The sequence below is a fragment of the Dickeya undicola genome, from assembly GCF_000784735.1.
GTDB classification, from domain to species: Bacteria; Pseudomonadota; Gammaproteobacteria; order Enterobacterales; family Enterobacteriaceae; genus Dickeya; species Dickeya undicola.
The window spans coordinates 125,667-142,650 of record NZ_JSYG01000017.1 but is presented as its reverse complement, the minus strand read 5'-3'; the positions used below and the strand labels follow the sequence as shown (position 1 = coordinate 142,650).

Genomic DNA, 16,984 nt, shown 5'->3' with positions numbered 1-16,984 from the left:
GAGTGGCCCAAGGTCATACAGGAAACGCCTGGCGAAACACGCCGGTTTATTGACCGGCGTGACGTCTGTCGGAACAGACGATATTCAACCGGCATTAATTAAATTGTGGTCCAATCAAATCTATCCGGTCGGTACAGATGCAGTCAACGCCCCACTGTAGCAGGATACGCGCGCGATCCGGTTGATTGACGGTGTACACCAGAATGCGCAGCCCGGCATCTTTCAGCAGCCTGACACGCGCCTCATCCAATAACTGGTGATTAAGGTGAATCGACACGCAACCCAGCCGTTCGGTCAGCGTGCGCCAATCATCGTCCCACTCGTCCAGCAACAGTCCACGCGGCAGCTCCGGTGCCGCCTGTTGTGCCGCTTCCAATGCTGCAACCGAAAACGACGACAGCAGCGGCGCGACCGGATGGTTCTGCCACAGCTCGCGTGCAGCCAGCGCCACCACGCGACCGGTCTGCGCCTCGCAGCCGGTGGTCGGTTTGATCTCGATATTGGCCGCCAAACCGTACTGCGCGCAACGCTTCGCCACTTCCGACAACAGCGGCAGGCGTTCGCCGCTGAACTGGCGGCTGAACCAACTGCCGACGTCCAGCCCTACCAGCTTGTCCCACGGCAGCTCGCCCGCCACGCCCCAGCCGTTGCTGGTGCGTTCAAGCGTGTCGTCGTGCAACAGGAAAATCTGCCCGTCCTGCGACAGCTTGGCGTCAAACTCAATCATTTTATGGCCGTGATGCGCACCGACGTCGATCGCCGCCAGTGTGTTTTCTGGTGCCAAAGCGCCACCGCCACGGTGGGCGACGATAGCAGGATAAGGCCAGTTCGGGGTCATGCTTCCATCCGTAATCCGCTTTGCGAATCAAATATATGCCAGGATGCGGTCGGCAGATTGAGCCACAGGGTTTCCCCCACCGCCGGACAATGCTCGTGCGACAGGCGCACCACGATATTCTGCCCCGCCCATTTGCCGTGCGCCAGATTATCCGCGCCCAGCAATTCCAGCGTCTCGACCACCAGCGGCACGCCGCCCGCGTCGGCGGTGGACTGCAATATGTGCTCCGGACGCATACCCAGTGTCACGCTGCGCCCCTGCCACTCTGGCTTCGTCACCGGCAGCGGCAACGAGAAATCTGCCGACAGCTCGACCCGGCTGCCGTCAGCACTCACCTGTCCGGCCCACAGATTCATGGCGGGCGAGCCGATGAAGCTGGCGACAAACAACGACGCCGGTTTGCGGTAAATCTCGGCAGGGGCGCCAATTTGCTCCGCCACGCCTTTGTTCATCACGATCACCCGGTGGGCCAGCGTCATCGCTTCCACCTGGTCATGGGTGACGTACAGGCTGGTGGTTTGCAGTCGTTTGTGCAGTTGCTGCAATTCAAGACGCATCTGCACCCGCAGCTTAGCGTCAAGGTTAGACAACGGCTCGTCGAACAAGAATACGGAGGGCTCGCGCACGATGGCACGCCCCATCGCCACGCGCTGGCGCTGACCGCCAGACAGCTCGCGCGGCTTGCGGTTGAGCAGCGGTTGCAGTTCCAGGATGCGCGCCGCCTCTTCCACCCGCTGGCGAATCTGTGCTTTGCCGAAACCACGAATTTTCAGGCCATAGGCCATGTTGTCGTAAACGCTCATATGCGGATAGAGCGCGTAATTCTGGAACACCATCGCAATACCGCGATCTTTCGGCTCTTTGTCGGTAACACGTTCCTCACCGATGTAAATATCGCCGCTGGAGGTCTGTTCCAGACCGGCTACCATCCGCAGCAGCGTGGATTTGCCGCAGCCGGACGGGCCGACCATCACCACAAATTCGCCGTCCGCCACATCGAGATCGATCGGCTGAATCACCTGAGTTTTGCCGTCATAGGATTTGGTGACGGCCTGAAGTTTTAAACATGCCATAAGATTCTATTTCTCACTATCAACCAGACCGCGAACAAACCAGCGCTGCATCAGCAACACAATCAACAACGGCGGCAGCAGAGTTATCAGCATCGCCGCCATCACCTGATGCCAGGGCGTAGCGGTGTCGCCGGTGGCGATCATGCTCTGGATCCCGGCGACCGCCGTACCCAAATGGGGGTCATTGACGATCAGCAGCGGCCACAGATACTGGTTCCAGCCGTAGATAAAGGTGATGACAAACAGCGCCGCCAGATTGGTTTTAGATAACGGCAGCACCATGTCGAAGAAAAAGCGCATCGGGCTGGCACCATCGATACGCGCCGCTTCCAGCAACTCGTCCGGCAACGTCATAAAAAACTGGCGGAACAGAAACGTAGCAGTGGCGGACGCCATCACCGGTAGCGTCAACCCGACATAGCTGTTGGTCATATTGAGATGAGAAATCACCTCAACTGTCGGGAAGATACGCACTTCTACCGGCAACATCAGCGTGGAAAAAATCATCCAGAAGAACAGGTTGCGGCACGGAAAACGGAAATAGACGATGGCGAAAGCCGACAGCATCGAGACACTGATTTTGCCGAGGGTGATCGCCAGCGCCATCACAAAGCTGTTAAACAGCATCAGGCCGAACGGCGCGCTGTTGTTGTCGCCTACCCCGTGTTGCCAGATGTCTGTCAGGTTTTCCCACAAGTGGCCGCCAGGCAGCAGCGACATCGGCACATGGGACATCTGCTCCTGGCTCTGGCTCGCGGCGACCAACGCCACGTACAACGGGAACAGCACCACCAGAATCGCGATCACCAGCATGGCGTGACTAAAGACATCCAGCCCGCGACGATTCTCAATCATCCGGCTTCCTGTCATGGTAAAGCGGCTCATTGATAGTTCACCTTACGCTCGACAAAGCGGAACTGAATCACCGTCAACACGCTCACCACCAACATCAGCACCACCGACTGCGCCGCCGAACTGGAGAGGTCAAGACCGGCGAATCCTTCACGATAAATCTTGTAGATCAACGTGGTGGTTGCCTGCACCGGCCCACCGCCGGTAGCGGCATCGATCACCGGGAAGGTATCGAAGAAGGCGTAATTCAGGTTGATCACCAGCAGGAAGAAACTCACCGGCGAAATCAGCGGCAGCACCAGATTGAAGAAACGGCGCACCGGCCCAGCGCCGTCAATCGCCGCCGCCTCAATCAGTGAACGGGGAATGGACTGCAACGCCGCCAGGAAAAACAGGAAGTTATAGCTAATCTGCTTCCACACCGAGGCCAGCACCACCAGAAACATCGCCTGGCCGCTGTACTGGGCGTGGTTCCAGTCATAGCCCCACTGGTGCAGCAGCCAGGTAATCAGCCCCAGACCGGGGTTGAACAGAAACATCCACAGCACCGCCGCCACCGCAGGGGCCACCGCATAAGGCAGAATCAGCAGCGTCTGGTACAGGCGGCTAAAACGCAGGGTGTAATCCACCAGCGCGGCCAGAAACAGCGACACGAGAAGCCCGGACGATGCCACCAGAAAACTGAACAGCAACGTGGTGTAAAAGGAGCCAAGGTAATAGCTGTCATAAAGCAGGTTGGTGAAGTTCTCCAGCCCGACAAACTGACTGGAGAGGCCGAACGGGTCGACACTCTGCACCGAATACCAGAGCGCCTGCCCGGCAGGCCAGAGGAAAAAGATCACCGTGATGGCCAGCTGCGGCAGCACCAGCAGGTAAGGCAGCAGGCTGCGGCCAAAAACAGGACGGGAAGCAGTCATGCACAAGGCTCTCAGAAAGCAAGGTTCTCAGAAAAGGGTGGCCGAATCCCTTCGGCCCGGAATACGGTTACTTGTTTGCTTGTTCGAAGCGACGCAACAGTACGTTGCCGCGTTCTACAGCCGCATCCAGCGCCTGCTGCGGGGTTTTCTTGCCGGTCCAGACGCTTTCCAGCTCTTCGTCCACGATGGTGCGAATCTGCGGCATATTGCCCAGACGCAGCCCCTTGGTGAACGGCAGTGGTGCCTTGTTCAGCATCTGACGAGTAGCGATGTCGGCACCGGGGTTCTTGTCATAAAAACCCTGCTGCTTGGTCAGCTCGTAAGCGGCGGTAGTGATCGGCAGATAACCGGTTTTCTGGTGCCACTCGGCGGCGATTTCCGGCGTTGACAGGAACTGCATGAATTCAGCCACGCCTTTGTAGGTGGCGGCGTCTTTACCGTTCATCACCCACAGGCTGGCCCCACCGATAATGGCGTTCTGCGGCGCGCCTTTCACGTCGGCGTCATACGGCATCATCGCTACGCCATAGTTGAATTTGGCGTACTGACGAATATTGGCCAGCGAACCGGACGACGCGGTGGTCATGGCGCAATCGCCGTTGTAGAACTTCTCGGTCGGTTCGTCTTTACGGCCGTAGTAGGTGAAGTCCCCTTTCTTATTCATGTCTTCCAGCATCTGGATGTGCTTGACCTGAACCGGTTTATTGAACTCCAGCACCGCATCAAGGCCATCGAAGCCGTTGTTTTTGGTGGCGATCGGCAGGCCGTGCCAGGCGCTGAAGTTTTCAATCTGAATCCAGCCCTGCCAGCCGCTGGCGTAGCCGCATTTCATGCCGGACGCACGCAGTTTAGCGGTGTACTCGGCCATCTGCTGCCAGGTTTTTGGCGGCTGTTCCGGGTCCAGACCCGCTTTTTTGAAAGCGTCTTTGTTGTAGTACAGCACTGGAGTGGAACTGTTGAACGGCTGAGACAGCAGGTGCCCGGTTTTGGCATCAGAGTAATAACCGGAGACGGTCGGCACGAAGATTGTCTCGTCGTAAGGCACGCCCGCCTCTTTGAACACCTGATATACCGGTTTGATCGCCTTGCTGGCCATCATCGTGGCGGTGCCCACTTCGTATACTTGCAGAATCGCTGGCGCATTGCCGCTGCGGAATGCAGCGATACCGGCCGCCAGGCTCTGCTCGTAGTTGCCCTTGTACACCGGAACGATTTTGACGTCGCTGTGCGTCTGGTTAAAACGGTCAGCCAGAGAATTAACGGTTTTACCCAGTTCTCCTTCCATCGAATGCCAGAACGGAATTTCGGTAACAGCCTGCGCTTGTGCGCTGGCGGCGAATGCCATAATGACAACGGCGGCGGTTTTACGGATAGCGTGCTGAAACATGCTGTCTCCTGAGATCATGTGGGTGCTGATCATTGCAGATACTGATCATTGTGAGCACCATGAGCGAAAAAGCGCGTTTTATGTTCGGCAGGTAACATGACACGCCCGGATGACAGAAAAATAACTGCATCATGACAACCGGATGACAAGTGCATACGATTGCAGCGGGGAGAAAAACCAGCGGAAAACCGATACGGCAGATAGTATATTTTTAAATATAAATCATAGATTTATTAACCAAGAAAGACGATTGCACCGGCGGCAAGCAACAATGCTCACAAAAATACAGCCAACGCACCTGCAACTGGAAGTATGACGGGTATAGACCCTCTACGGGTTGGCCTATCTCTGTAACCATCAGCGCATCCTTGCTGTAAGAACGCGATCGAAATTGCAGAAATACTACTGAAAATTATTCTTTTGATGCTTTATTTGAAAAGTTTATATATTGCATTCGACAAACCAATTTATATTCCTTACTCTTATTACCCCATGAGATTCAATGTAATTTCAATTCCAATTATTTTCTTATCTTAATTATTGGAGTTAGAGATTCTTGTTATCGGTTTTTATAAGATCATTACCTCTCTATCTATTTAAAAAGCAATCGTAATAAACAGGAGATCTGTCGGCTGGCCCACAAAAATTATTCACATGAAATAGAACTAACCCAAATTATACACATATAGAGCTATTTTCATTTTACCTCCCGGACGAGGTCCCGAATAAACGCATGGAATACACGACGTAAGGATATCTATGAACGCGCTGAAAAAAATAAAATTGGGCACCATGTTAAGTGCCGGATTCGCTTTAGTCATCGTGATTGGTCTGCTGGTAGCGGTATTTGGCCGGACTCAACTGGTAGGACTGGGGGACGACATCGACCACCTCTCCTCCACCACGCTCACCAACATGATGCTGATTCAGGAAGCCAAAACCGGCTTCGATACTAATTCCCGTCTGGTTCGTAATATTGCGCTCAGTAACGATCCGGCACGCATCGCTCGTGAGAAACAGCTGATCGACCGGCAAATCGCCCGCAACACCGAGGTGCTCAAACAGTTGTCGGAACGGCTTGATACGCCGGAAACCCGCGATCAGCTTAACCAGCTGACGCTGGCTCGACCCGCTTACTTGCAGGCATTCAATAACGCGGTTCAATTGGGCATTTCCGGTCAGTCAGATCAGCGCGAACAGGCCCGTGACCTAATCCTCAACGACATGCAGACCGCCCAAAACGGTGTTTTCCGGGCACTGGACAACATGCTCGACTTCCAGAAAAAAGTCACCATGAACGTGGTGACGGACTCCATGCAAAACGCCCGTTCAGATGGCTCGGTAATGCTGGTGCTGGCACTGGCCGCTGCGGTACTCGGCGCGCTAACAGCCTGGCTTATCACCCGCACCGTGAAAGGTCAGTTAGGTGGCGAACCGGTTTACGCCGCAACGGTTGCTCAACACATTGCCGACGGCAATCTGGCCTTTAATGTCGAACTGCGTGCAGGCGACAATCACAGTGTGCTGGCAGCCATGAACGACATGCGGGAAAAACTGGGGCAGATCGTCACTCAGGTGCGTCAGAGCAGTGAATCCATCGCTACCGGTGCCAGCGAAATCGCCGCCGGTAGTACCGACCTGAGTCAACGCACCGAAGAACAGGCCGCCAGCCTACAGCAGACCGCCGCGTCTATGGAGCAGATGAGCCAGACCATCCGCCAGAATGGCGATACCGTGCGCACCGCCACCACGCTGGCGCAGTCGGCCAGTTCAACCGCCGCGAAAGGGGGTGAGGCCGTCAACAACATCGTCCGCACCATGGAAGAGATATCCCACAGTTCGCACAAAATCGGTGACATTATTAGCGTCATTGATGGCATCGCCTTCCAGACCAATATTCTGGCGCTCAACGCCGCGGTGGAAGCCGCTCGTGCCGGTGAGCAGGGCCGCGGTTTTGCCGTGGTGGCAGGCGAGGTGAGAAATCTGGCCCAACGCTCCGCTTCCGCCGCCAAAGAAATCAAGGAACTGATCACCGCCAGCGTCGAAACGGTGGAAGCCGGTTCAGCATTGGTGGGCGAAGCGGGCTCCACCATCGACGAACTGGTGAAGCAGGCACGCCACGTCGCGGATTTGATTGGTGAGATCGGCGTGACCACTCACGAGCAGGAGTCTGGCATTTCGCAGATTAATGATGCGGTTAACCAGCTCGATCAGGTCACCCAGCAGAACGCCTCGCTGGTGGAAGAGTCAGCCAGTGCCGCCGACAGCCTGAGCGATCAAGCCGCGCGGCTGGTGGAGCTGATGAGTATATTTACTATTCAGAATAACCTTAACAACCAGAGCGCGTTGTTGCAAAAACCGGAAACCGGACTGAAAAAACCCGCACAACCCAAACTGGCACTGGCAACCAACGCCAGCAACAGCAACTGGGAACAGTTCTGAGTAATCCCATCCTCTGACCGCCGCCATCATGGTGGCGGTTTCTTACGATGTAGCCCTGACGGCTGGAATCTGCACGCAAAAATTAATAAGTGACCGGCTCACGCCAGCATAAAAGAAGGTGGGTATAGCGAATATCTATTACTCAACCTGTGCCATTTTGGTTATTTATATCCTGACCTTGCCAACGACAACGCAACACCGTTGCCAATAGCCTTCAGGTTTCACGAAGCGTCGTCGCGGTACATAACAATATCAATGTCTTATTGTTTTTTGCTATGCATTGAGCCGCCATGCTACTGGCGCTGTTATCTCAATCATTCAGGGGGGCGCATGACTACATTCAGCCAAACCAGTTTCAGCAATACCCGCTTCAAAAACATTCGGCTTTCCACTCGCCTTAACTCGGGTTTCGCGTGGGTGATTATCATCGGCTTTCTTATCGCGCTATTTGGTCAGTTTCAATTACGCAAGCTGAGCACCGACATGCAGTTATTGTCGAAATCACACATGGTAACGCTGTTGCAGTTAGAAAGAATGAAAGACCACCTTAACGATGCGGCGCGCCGGGTACGCAACATTGCGCTCCTGAATGACAAAACGCAGCGAGAGCAGGAAAAACAGCGCCTGGATGAAACCAACGCCAACATGACAAAACTGGTCGAGCACATCGTACAGGCCGCTGACACCCCTGATATGCAGCGAGGGCTGCAACAGCTCGATCAGTTTCGACCCGCCTATAGCCAGGCGATGAACAACGCCGTAGAAGCGGGTATGGCAGGGCATCCGGTGCAAGCGCGCAATATTATTGTCGCTGACCTGCAAAAAGCGCAGGAAGGGATGTTTAGCACGCTGGATAAAATGATCGACGACCAATCTTCGTTAACCTTGTCGATGACTAACGACGCCGAGCAACAGGCTAATCAAACCGGGTGGTTGATGCTGGCACTGGCGTTGGCGGGCTGTGTTATCGGCGGCACCACCGCCTGGTATTTGAGCCGCTACATCTTGCGCCAACTAGGCGGTGAACCCCAGTATGCTACCCACATCGCCCAGGAAGTCGCACAAGGAAATCTGGCCGTTAGCGTAGACCTCGCCCGCCACGACCAGCAGAGCCTGTTGGCATCGATGCACGCCATGTGTAACAGTCTCGGCCACATTGTCGGTCAGGTACGCCAGAGCAGTGAATCCATCGCCACCGGTTCGCAGCAGATAGCCATGGGCAATGCCGACCTCAGCCAGCGCACCGAAGAGCAGGCCGCCAGCCTGCAACAAACCGCCGCCTCGATGGAGCAAATCAGCCAGACCATCCGCCAGAACGGTGAAACCGTGCGTGAAGCCGCCCAGCTCGCCACCACCTCCAGTGATACCGCCGCCAAAGGCAGTGAAGTCGTGGGTAACGTCATCCGCACTATGGACGACATTACCGCCAGCTCACGCAAAATCGGCGACATTATCAGCGTTATCGACAGCATCGCTTTCCAGACCAATATTCTGGCACTCAACGCGGCGGTAGAAGCCGCCCGCGCGGGTGAGCAAGGCCGTGGCTTCGCGGTGGTGGCTGGCGAGGTGCGCTCGCTGGCACAGCGCTCGGCCTCCGCCGCCCGTGAAATCAAGGAGCTGATCACCGAGAGCATGGAAAAAGTGGAAAGTGGCTCGCAGCTGGTCAGCCACGCTGGCACCACCATGGATGATATCGTGACGCAGGCGCGCCATGTCGCCGACCTGATCCGGGAAATCGGCTCCACGACCACCGAGCAGGAATCCGGCATCAGCCAGATTAATCAGGCAGTCAACCAGCTCGATCAGGTCACTCAGCAGAATGCTGCTCTGGTGGAACAGTCTGCCAGCGCCGCCGACAGCCTGAGCGATCAGGCCCGTCATCTGGTGGAGCTGGTACAGGTATTTGCTATCCGCAGCAACGACGTCGCAATGCCGCAGCACACAATCAACCGTCCTGCACGGCAAAAGCCAGCAACATCATTGGCAACGGCGAATAACAGTGGCTGGGAAGCATTCTGAACACCAGGCCATGCAAAAGACCATACAAAAAAGCAGGAATTAATCATCACGAGTAAATATCGTTGATGAATTTCAAAAAAAGTCGAGGTATTTACCCTCGATTATGCTTACTTCATCCAAAAATGAAGGAATTTAATTTGGAATATATTTTTTGTAACCTCTATTGATAAATTAATTCTATTTTCGTTAATAAAAAAACATTAAGTAATAAAAAACTTTTATTACAGTTTATCGACAAGCGCATAAAAAACCTCCATACTGCCAACTGTTCAGGAAGAGCATCCATTTCAGGTATTAGAAATGCCTGAAGATAAATTTTATACATTTTTTCTTGATTAGAAATTTTATACCCAAAATAATTCGAGTTGCAGGACAAAACGTATTGCGTTTTGAACAACGCGAAGCGTTGACCCTTCAGGGCAAGGCTCATTTGAGCCTTGTAACGCGGCAAGTGAGTGAATCCCGATGAGCTTACTCAGGTAAGTGATTCGGGTGAACGAGCGCAGCCAACACACCTGCAACTTGAAGTATGACGGGTATAATCAATTAGTGAATTAACGGTTAATACACACCTGCAGGCCAGCCTTTCCCTGACGAAGCTTTTTCGCCAGCGGTCTTGTTATTGCCTGAAACACGCTACGGAAGCCAATACTATATCCAGAATTATTCGCGTGCAGGAAAAGGCAGCGTTGAACGCGGTGTATCGCAGCCCTGTATACCCCAAATAATTCGAGTTGCAGGACAAAACGTATTGCGTTTTGAACAACGCGAAACGTTGGCCCTTCAGGGCAAGGCTCATTTGAGCCTTGTAACGCGACAAGTGAATGACAAATTGGCGTAAGCCGATTTGAACGCGGCTTGCAGCGGCCCCGAAGGGGCGAGGCCCATGAAATGGGCCGAGTAACGCAGCCAACGCACCTGCAACGTGAAGTATGACGGGTATAGACACAGAGCCACGAATCGGCGGCTAACACAGCCAGGTGTCTGCAACGTGAAGTATGACGGATATATCAAGGATAGAAATAAATCTCATATAAAAAAGGTGACGTTATGCGTTTTCTAAAAGAAATGAAGTTAGGCTCCATGTTAGGCTCAGGGTTTGCCCTGGTAATCGTTATCGGTTTTCTGGTAGCGATTTACGGTCAAATTCAGTTACGTCAACTCAGTACAAATATCCAGACATTATCAAAAGAACAGCTCACTAATCTGCTCTTAATCCAGGAGTACAAAGATAATCTGAATGTCGCTGCACGGGTCATCAGGAATATCGCGTTACTTTCCGATCAACAACAAATGGCGACGGAAAAACAGCGCATTGACACCATTACGCCAAGAAATAGCGAGATCATCGCTATATTGCGAAAAACATCGGGAACGGCGGAACAAAACGCGTTGCTCGACCAACTTGAACAGAAACGTCCGGCTTATCTGGAAGCAGCCAAAAAAGCTATCGAACTGGGACTATCAAGCCAGCCTGATAAGGCAAGAAACTTGATTCTGAGCGACGTGCGAAACGCACAGGACGCCCTGTTTAAAGTGATAGAAACCATGCTGACTTACCAGAAAAAGGCGACCTCTACGGCGGCGGACAACTCGGAATCACAAGCCGCCAGCGCCGGTATATTGATGCTATCGCTGGCAGCGTTGATTGCCGTCGCCGGTAGTCTGGTAGCCTGGCTGATTACCCGCCGCATCAAGGGGCAACTGGGCGGCGAACCCGCTTATGCCTCGCATATTGCTCAGCAAGTGGCGCAGGGCGACCTGTCCGTCGATGTGATGCTGAAAGAAAGCGACCATCACAGCCTGCTGGCAGCCATGCGTGCAATGCGCGACAGCCTTAGCAATATCGTCGGTCAGGTACGCCAGAGCAGTGAATCCATCGCCACCGGTTCGCAGCAGATAGCCATGGGCAATGCCGACCTCAGCCAGCGCACCGAAGAGCAGGCCGCCAGCCTGCAACAAACCGCCGCCTCGATGGAGCAAATCAGCCAGACCATCCGCCAGAACGGTGAAACCGTGCGTGAAGCCGCCCAGCTCGCCACCACCGCCAGTGATACCGCCGTCAAAGGCAGTGAAGTCGTGGGTAATGTCATCCGCACTATGGACGACATTACCGCCAGCTCACGCAAAATCGGCGACATTATCAGCGTTATCGACAGCATCGCTTTCCAGACCAATATTCTGGCACTCAACGCGGCGGTAGAAGCCGCCCGCGCGGGTGAGCAAGGCCGCGGCTTCGCGGTGGTGGCTGGCGAGGTGCGCTCGCTGGCACAGCGCTCGGCCTCCGCCGCCCGTGAAATCAAGGAGCTGATCACCGAGAGCATGGAAAAAGTGGAAAGTGGCTCGCAGCTGGTCAGCCACGCTGGCACCACCATGGATGATATCGTGACGCAGGCGCGCCATGTCGCCGACCTGATCCGGGAAATCGGCTCCACGACCACCGAGCAGGAATCCGGCATCAGCCAGATTAATCAGGCAGTCAACCAGCTCGATCAGGTCACTCAGCAGAATGCTGCTCTGGTGGAACAGTCTGCCAGCGCCGCCGACAGCCTGAGCGATCAGGCCCGTCATCTGGTGCAGTTGATGAATGTGTTTATGGTTGCGGAAAATCACCGACAAGACGCACACGCCGTGCACCCTTCCCACGCTGACTTGCGTCTGGCGCTAGCGTCACGCTAACCCACTACGCAAACCGCCTACCGGGGAGAAGGAAGAACGCCGACTCCCCTAATTATTGCGCGCAGCCTCGCTGCGCGCCTGACCGTCAGACCTGTACATCAATCGAGACGTTACCCGCAGGGCCGACAGACAGATCGACCCCGCCTCCCGCCATGTTCATCGACTGGACCGTCTTCTCTGTGTCGGCAATATATTGATTTATAGCCTGAATCTGCTTCTGGGCTTCTTTGTCGTCTTTTTTGCTGGCATTTTTCACCATCGCGAGCAGCGATTTCAGCTCGCGGACGGCATCCTGCACCGACTTCGCATCCGCCCTGCGCTGCTGCGATCCGGCTCCCCGTTCGGTAATCGCGGCTGCCACGCTCTGCAATTGCTCCGCCTCCTGCGCAGATGCCTCCCCATCGCTTTTTTCCGCCGCTGACGCCCCAGCTGCCTGGTCACCCGCCTCTCCCACGCCATCAGATTCGACAGGTGCGCGCTCACCCGCAACGGATGCCGTCATCGCCCCGGAAAGCGCGGAAGCGGAAGTATCACCACTGGAAGCATCACCACTGCCGTCAGCCACAGCGCCGGATTGATTTTCGCCGCCCACCACGCCCACCGTTCCGGTATTAGCCACACCGCTCCCCCCGCCTTCATTCAGTGTTTTCGCCGCCTGGCCCAACTCTGCGGCCAGTTGGCGAATTTCGCGCAGTACTCCAGGAGGAACCGACTGACCAACCAGCGACAGCATCATCATCTTCAACATCTGGATGCGCCGTTTGATTTGTTCGATGCGCCCACGCGCCAGATCCTGATCAATGCTGTTCATTTTGCTCATACTGGCCCGCATCGTGGCATCAATCCGTTTACGAACCTCGTCACTGAATTGCACTAGCACGGAGGTGACCGACGGTTGTTCCTGGGAAGCATCCGCTTGCGCACCGACACGCGTCGTACTACTGGCGTCAGTATCCGTCCTGGCGTTTTGTGCCGATGTACCCGCGGCAGAACGGTTGAAAGAGATGGGAGATGTCATCGGGAATCCTATGCTGTGCCTGTCATGATCCATCAGTAAAAATTAAGCATGGGTGTCATTACGCATCACCAGACAAAATTTTTTCTGATACATATTGAAACATAACGGCACTATATCGCCCGGCTTTAGAGCATGTGCATTCACGGTGAGCCAAACACCGCCGGTAAGCAGGCAACATCATACGGTCAGGCAAACGGCATTACGCTGCCCGCTCCCAGATAGTGCAGAGGTACTGGCTGATAATCTGGGCTGATATCCCTCCCCTGACCATACAAAAATTTGCGATTAGACAAATCACCACTCTCCACACATAGTTAAACATCAGCTGAAGAAACGACCATCATGGAAGGAAACCCAGCCCAACGGCATCCATCAGGATGACACCTTACGCTGATCCCCACACTTTCTGCCCTCCGGCGCGTTGTTGCGTATGTGATGGCTCAACACCAGTGCAAACGCTTATTCAATAAGCGTGACAGCAAGCTATGTAGCCGTGTTTTTATCACGAGCAATACGCTATTCCCGACACGCTGAGCCATCCCATAGAGTGTGGTTCCGGGGGTGTTCTCGCTGAAAATAGTCGGCATCCGAACGATGCCAATATGAAAAAGCACGGTGGACGTTAACGGGTATATCGGCACCTGTAAAAACAGGGCGACCGCCATACACCTTTTATTCTGGCTCATGACCGTCGCATCGCACAGGCAGGGGATGTTATGAACACACTCAATAATATGAAATTGAGCACCATGCTCGGCTCCAGCTTCGCCATCGTTATTCTTATTGGCTTTATCGTCGCTGGGTTCGGCCGTATACAGCTCTGGCAATTAAGCAGCAATATTCAGGATTTATCAGATAATCGCGTACCTAAGCTGATTATGATGCAGTCTTATCAAAGCAACATCATGACGGTATCTAACGCGGTGCGTGATTTGGTGTTGTCCTCTGATGCCGCCCATATACAAGCGGAAAAACAACGGATTGATGAAGCGGTTGCCAAAAGTACAGCCCTGCTGCAACGCTACAACGAGTTGACTGTCTCACCAGCAGCCAAAGCACTGTTAAAAGCCCTGGAAGATACACGGCCTGAAGCCATTACCGCCCTGAAAAAAGTGATTGAACTTGGCCTGGTCAACCGTGATGACGAGGCCAGGAACGTGATTATCAACGAATTTAAACCGGCACAGACTAAGCTGATGCAGGCACTCGACGACATCATCACCTACCAAAAAAATAGTGCCAATGAGTTGTCAGCCACATCGGTAAAACTAGCCAGTGATTCCGGCAGCATCATGTTTACCTTGACCATTGTGGCGCTGGTATTGGGCAGCCTGATCGCCTGGTTCATTACCCGGCAGGTGAAAGGCAAACTCGGCGGCGAACCGGCCGAGGCGGCGTATATTGCACATCAAATCGCACAAGGTAATCTGGCTGTCAACATTGAGCTTAAAGCTAACGACACCACCAGCGTCCTGTCTGCCATCGAAGCAATGCGACAGAATCTGTGTCATATCGTCGAGCAGGTCCGTCAAAGCAGTCAATCCATCGCGCTGGGCTCAGGCGAGATTGCCAGCGGCACGGGTGACCTCAGCCAGCGTACCGAGGAACAGGCCGCCAGCCTGCAACAAACCGCCGCCTCGATGGAGCAAATCAGTAATGCGGTTAACCACAATGTGGAGATCGTTAAACACGTCACCGCACTGGCGACTACCGCTAATCAAACAGCACAAACCGGCAATGAGACGTTCAGTCAGGTCATCACGATGATGAACGATATCAGCAACAGCTCGCAGAAAATTGTCGATATCATTCAACTCATTAACAGCATTGCTTTTCAAACCAATATTCTGGCGTTAAACGCCGGTGTGGAAGCCGCCCGTGCAGGTGAAGAAGGTAAAGGTTTCGCGGTCGTCGCCAGCGAAGTACGATCTCTGGCACAGCACTCCGCCAGTGCCGCCCACGACATAAAAACCCTGATTACTGAGAGTGTACAAAAAATCGCATCAGGCGCTGAGCTTGTCACTCATGCCGGTAGCACGATGGGAGACATTCTGGAACAGACCCACCAGGTTGCTCAGTTGATTAATGAAATCAGCATTTCGATCAGCGAACAGCAACTGGGGATTTCGCAAATCAACACCGCAGTGGCTCAGCTTGATCAAGTCACGCATCAAAATGCCGCTCTGGTACAGGAATCAGCCACAGCGACAGACAGTCTGAGCAGTCAAGCCACACATCTGGTTGATCTGATTAAAGTGTTCGTGGTCAATGATGTGATTTCCCGTCAACGACTCGATATGGCCACGCAAGATCAACAGGTTGGCCTTGAAGCCAACCATCATCAGGCCGTCATGCATTAACGGCGTTGTAAATCCCGCCGCGATTTAGCGCCACACGCGTGGTGGTTAAATCGCGACGGCCATCGGAAATAACCCCGGACACAGGCAAGACAGGCTCCCCCCGTCAAAACTGACACGCTATCTGCGGCAGTTCGCGTTCCAGAATCGCAATCATGCTGTCGCGCACGGGATCGCTGCCGACGCTCATCCAGGCGGCCGCCAGCGGCAGCCCTTTGCATGACGAGGCGTCCTGACGCCGAATGGGAATAAACCGAACATTCGGCACCGACATGCGGGATACCCAGCGCGGCATGATCGCGCCGCCGACCTCCGCCGCAACCATATTGATAATGGTCTGTTTTTCATCCGCTTTTTGCACCACGTTCGGCTTCAGCCCCGCGTCGCTAAACAGGTTCATGGTCAAATCATGGCTGTGCGGCCGCGCGCGCCGGTCAGGCACAATCAACGGCAGAGCGGCAAGATCCTGAATCCCGACGTCCTGATGTCCCGCCAGTTCATGGTGTTCCGCAATTGCCAGCACCACATTTTCATACAGCAGAAAGCGCGTGGTTAACCAGGGTGCCCGACGCTCCGGAGGGCGGATAAAAATCAGATCCAGACGACCGGATTTCAACCTGGGCAACAGGCGGGAGGTTTTATCTTCGTGAATCTGTACATTAACGTCGGGATACGCCTGACGAAAAAAGTGCAGCAGATGCGGAATCAGGCCGATGGCGGCGCTATCGATCGCCCCCATGCGCAGAACGCTAGCGTTCACCCTTCCCTGACAGCGAAAGCGGGTCGCCAGCGCATCGGCGTCAGCCAGCAGTTTGCGGCTTTCTCCCAGCAGGGTTTGCCCGTCCGGCGTCAGCGCCACGTTACGTGTCGAGCGAATAAACAGCCGGGTGCCCAGGCATTCCTCCAGTAAACGAATATGCCGCCCCAGCGCGGAAGGCAGCATATCCAGCCGCTGAGCCGCATGGCCGAAATGCAGGGTTTCAGCAACGGCAATAAAACAGCGCAGCTGGTTAAGCTCCATTCTCTTCCTCAGGCGATTATGTGAAATATTTGAATAATAACGCTGTTTTTTTTCTGTACAACCGCTGGGGAATAGTTCTTTGCGTCATAGCTGATCTTTATCACAGAATGGAAAATTGATTCACGCTCATTCTGTTATGTTATTTTTAATCAACCGTAAAAATACGGTCATCATCAGGCATAAAATACGTGAAACATTGATCGAAGTCATTCTATTACCCCCCCCACCCACGTACCACACCGAATTATACGAATTATTTATATAAACGCTGATGGATGATCGGAATTCCACGCCAGTGCATAGTCACCTCGCTTATTTCCATGACCCTTATCGCCTTGTCTGGCGTCATTTTTATTACCCTATTTTTATCAATCTGGAATG

General features: G+C 54.1%; 11 protein-coding genes. 4 read left to right on the top strand and 7 right to left on the bottom strand.

The window, feature by feature from the left end:
• Positions 1-94 precede the first annotated feature (94 nt).
• The 5 genes from ugpQ to ugpB all read right to left on the bottom strand — a co-directional run bounded on the left by ugpQ (position 95) and on the right by ugpB (position 5,067).
• Positions 95-838, bottom strand: a complete 744-nt coding sequence (gene ugpQ, locus OB87_RS08425) for a glycerophosphodiester phosphodiesterase (RefSeq protein WP_033568995.1) — start codon at positions 836-838, stop codon at positions 95-97.
• Positions 835-1,911: a sn-glycerol-3-phosphate import ATP-binding protein UgpC gene (locus tag OB87_RS08420; protein ID WP_033568994.1), complete on the bottom strand. Its 1,077-nt coding sequence runs from the start codon at positions 1,909-1,911 to the stop codon at positions 835-837. The genes ugpQ and OB87_RS08420 overlap by 4 nt, the downstream gene beginning before the upstream one ends.
• A 6-nt stretch (positions 1,912-1,917) precedes the next feature.
• Positions 1,918-2,766, bottom strand: coding sequence for a sn-glycerol-3-phosphate ABC transporter permease UgpE (ugpE, locus tag OB87_RS08415; protein WP_033568993.1), 849 nt, complete (start codon positions 2,764-2,766; stop codon positions 1,918-1,920).
• 26 nt (positions 2,767-2,792) lie between these two features.
• A complete protein-coding gene (gene ugpA, locus OB87_RS08410) occupies positions 2,793-3,680 on the bottom strand; it encodes a sn-glycerol-3-phosphate ABC transporter permease UgpA (RefSeq protein WP_033568992.1) in 888 nt (295 codons plus the stop codon).
• Positions 3,681-3,747: 67 nt separating this feature from the next.
• The gene (gene ugpB / locus OB87_RS08405; protein WP_033568991.1) at positions 3,748-5,067 is read right to left on the bottom strand and encodes a sn-glycerol-3-phosphate ABC transporter substrate-binding protein UgpB; all 1,320 of its coding nucleotides are present in this window, start codon (positions 5,065-5,067) and stop codon (positions 3,748-3,750) included.
• Positions 5,068-5,826: 759 nt separating this feature from the next.
• On the opposite strand from ugpB, the gene OB87_RS08400 reads away from it, so the two are divergent.
• The 3 genes from OB87_RS08400 (at position 5,827) to OB87_RS08385 (ending at position 12,207) form a co-directional block, all read left to right on the top strand.
• The gene (locus OB87_RS08400) at positions 5,827-7,509 is read left to right on the top strand and encodes a methyl-accepting chemotaxis protein (RefSeq protein WP_033568990.1); all 1,683 of its coding nucleotides are present in this window, start codon (positions 5,827-5,829) and stop codon (positions 7,507-7,509) included.
• A gap of 330 nt (positions 7,510-7,839) precedes the next feature.
• Entirely contained in the window at positions 7,840-9,528 is a 1,689-nt protein-coding gene (locus OB87_RS08395; protein ID WP_050515677.1) for a methyl-accepting chemotaxis protein, read from the top strand.
• Positions 9,529-10,578: 1,050 nt separating this feature from the next.
• Positions 10,579-12,207 carry a methyl-accepting chemotaxis protein gene (locus tag OB87_RS08385; RefSeq protein WP_033568988.1) on the top strand — a complete coding sequence of 543 codons (1,629 nt, stop codon included), beginning with the start codon at positions 10,579-10,581 and terminating at the stop codon, positions 12,205-12,207.
• 85 nt (positions 12,208-12,292) lie between these two features.
• Here the strand turns inward: OB87_RS08385 and OB87_RS08380 are convergent, their stop codons facing one another.
• Positions 12,293-13,225 (bottom strand): hypothetical protein, encoded by a 933-nt coding sequence (locus OB87_RS08380; protein WP_033568987.1) that lies wholly within the window; start codon positions 13,223-13,225, stop codon positions 12,293-12,295.
• Between the two features lie 716 nt (positions 13,226-13,941).
• Between OB87_RS08380 and OB87_RS08375 the strand changes: the two genes are divergently transcribed.
• Complete coding sequence (locus tag OB87_RS08375; protein ID WP_033568986.1) at positions 13,942-15,585, top strand: methyl-accepting chemotaxis protein; 1,644 nt, start codon at positions 13,942-13,944, stop codon at positions 15,583-15,585.
• Positions 15,586-15,688: 103 nt separating this feature from the next.
• Here OB87_RS08375 and OB87_RS08370 read toward each other — a convergent pair whose 3' ends face one another.
• Entirely contained in the window at positions 15,689-16,603 is a 915-nt protein-coding gene (locus OB87_RS08370; protein WP_033568985.1) for a LysR family transcriptional regulator, read from the bottom strand.
• Positions 16,604-16,984: the final 381 nt, after the last annotated feature.

Excerpts from the sequence above, each read along its gene's own strand:
- ugpQ (WP_033568995.1), bottom strand. The coding sequence starts at position 838 with ATGACCCCGAACTGGCCTTATCCTGCTATCGTCGCCCACCGTGGCGGT.
- OB87_RS08420 (WP_033568994.1), bottom strand. The coding sequence starts at position 1,911 with ATGGCATGTTTAAAACTTCAGGCCGTCACCAAATCCTATGACGGCAAA.
- ugpE (WP_033568993.1), bottom strand. The coding sequence starts at position 2,766 with ATGATTGAGAATCGTCGCGGGCTGGATGTCTTTAGTCACGCCATGCTG.
- ugpA (WP_033568992.1), bottom strand. The coding sequence starts at position 3,680 with ATGACTGCTTCCCGTCCTGTTTTTGGCCGCAGCCTGCTGCCTTACCTG.
- ugpB (WP_033568991.1), bottom strand. The coding sequence starts at position 5,067 with ATGTTTCAGCACGCTATCCGTAAAACCGCCGCCGTTGTCATTATGGCA.
- OB87_RS08400 (WP_033568990.1), top strand. The coding sequence starts at position 5,827 with ATGAACGCGCTGAAAAAAATAAAATTGGGCACCATGTTAAGTGCCGGA.
- OB87_RS08395 (WP_050515677.1), top strand. The coding sequence starts at position 7,840 with ATGACTACATTCAGCCAAACCAGTTTCAGCAATACCCGCTTCAAAAAC.
- OB87_RS08385 (WP_033568988.1), top strand. The coding sequence starts at position 10,579 with ATGCGTTTTCTAAAAGAAATGAAGTTAGGCTCCATGTTAGGCTCAGGG.
- OB87_RS08380 (WP_033568987.1), bottom strand. The coding sequence starts at position 13,225 with ATGACATCTCCCATCTCTTTCAACCGTTCTGCCGCGGGTACATCGGCA.
- OB87_RS08375 (WP_033568986.1), top strand. The coding sequence starts at position 13,942 with ATGAACACACTCAATAATATGAAATTGAGCACCATGCTCGGCTCCAGC.
- OB87_RS08370 (WP_033568985.1), bottom strand. The coding sequence starts at position 16,603 with ATGGAGCTTAACCAGCTGCGCTGTTTTATTGCCGTTGCTGAAACCCTG.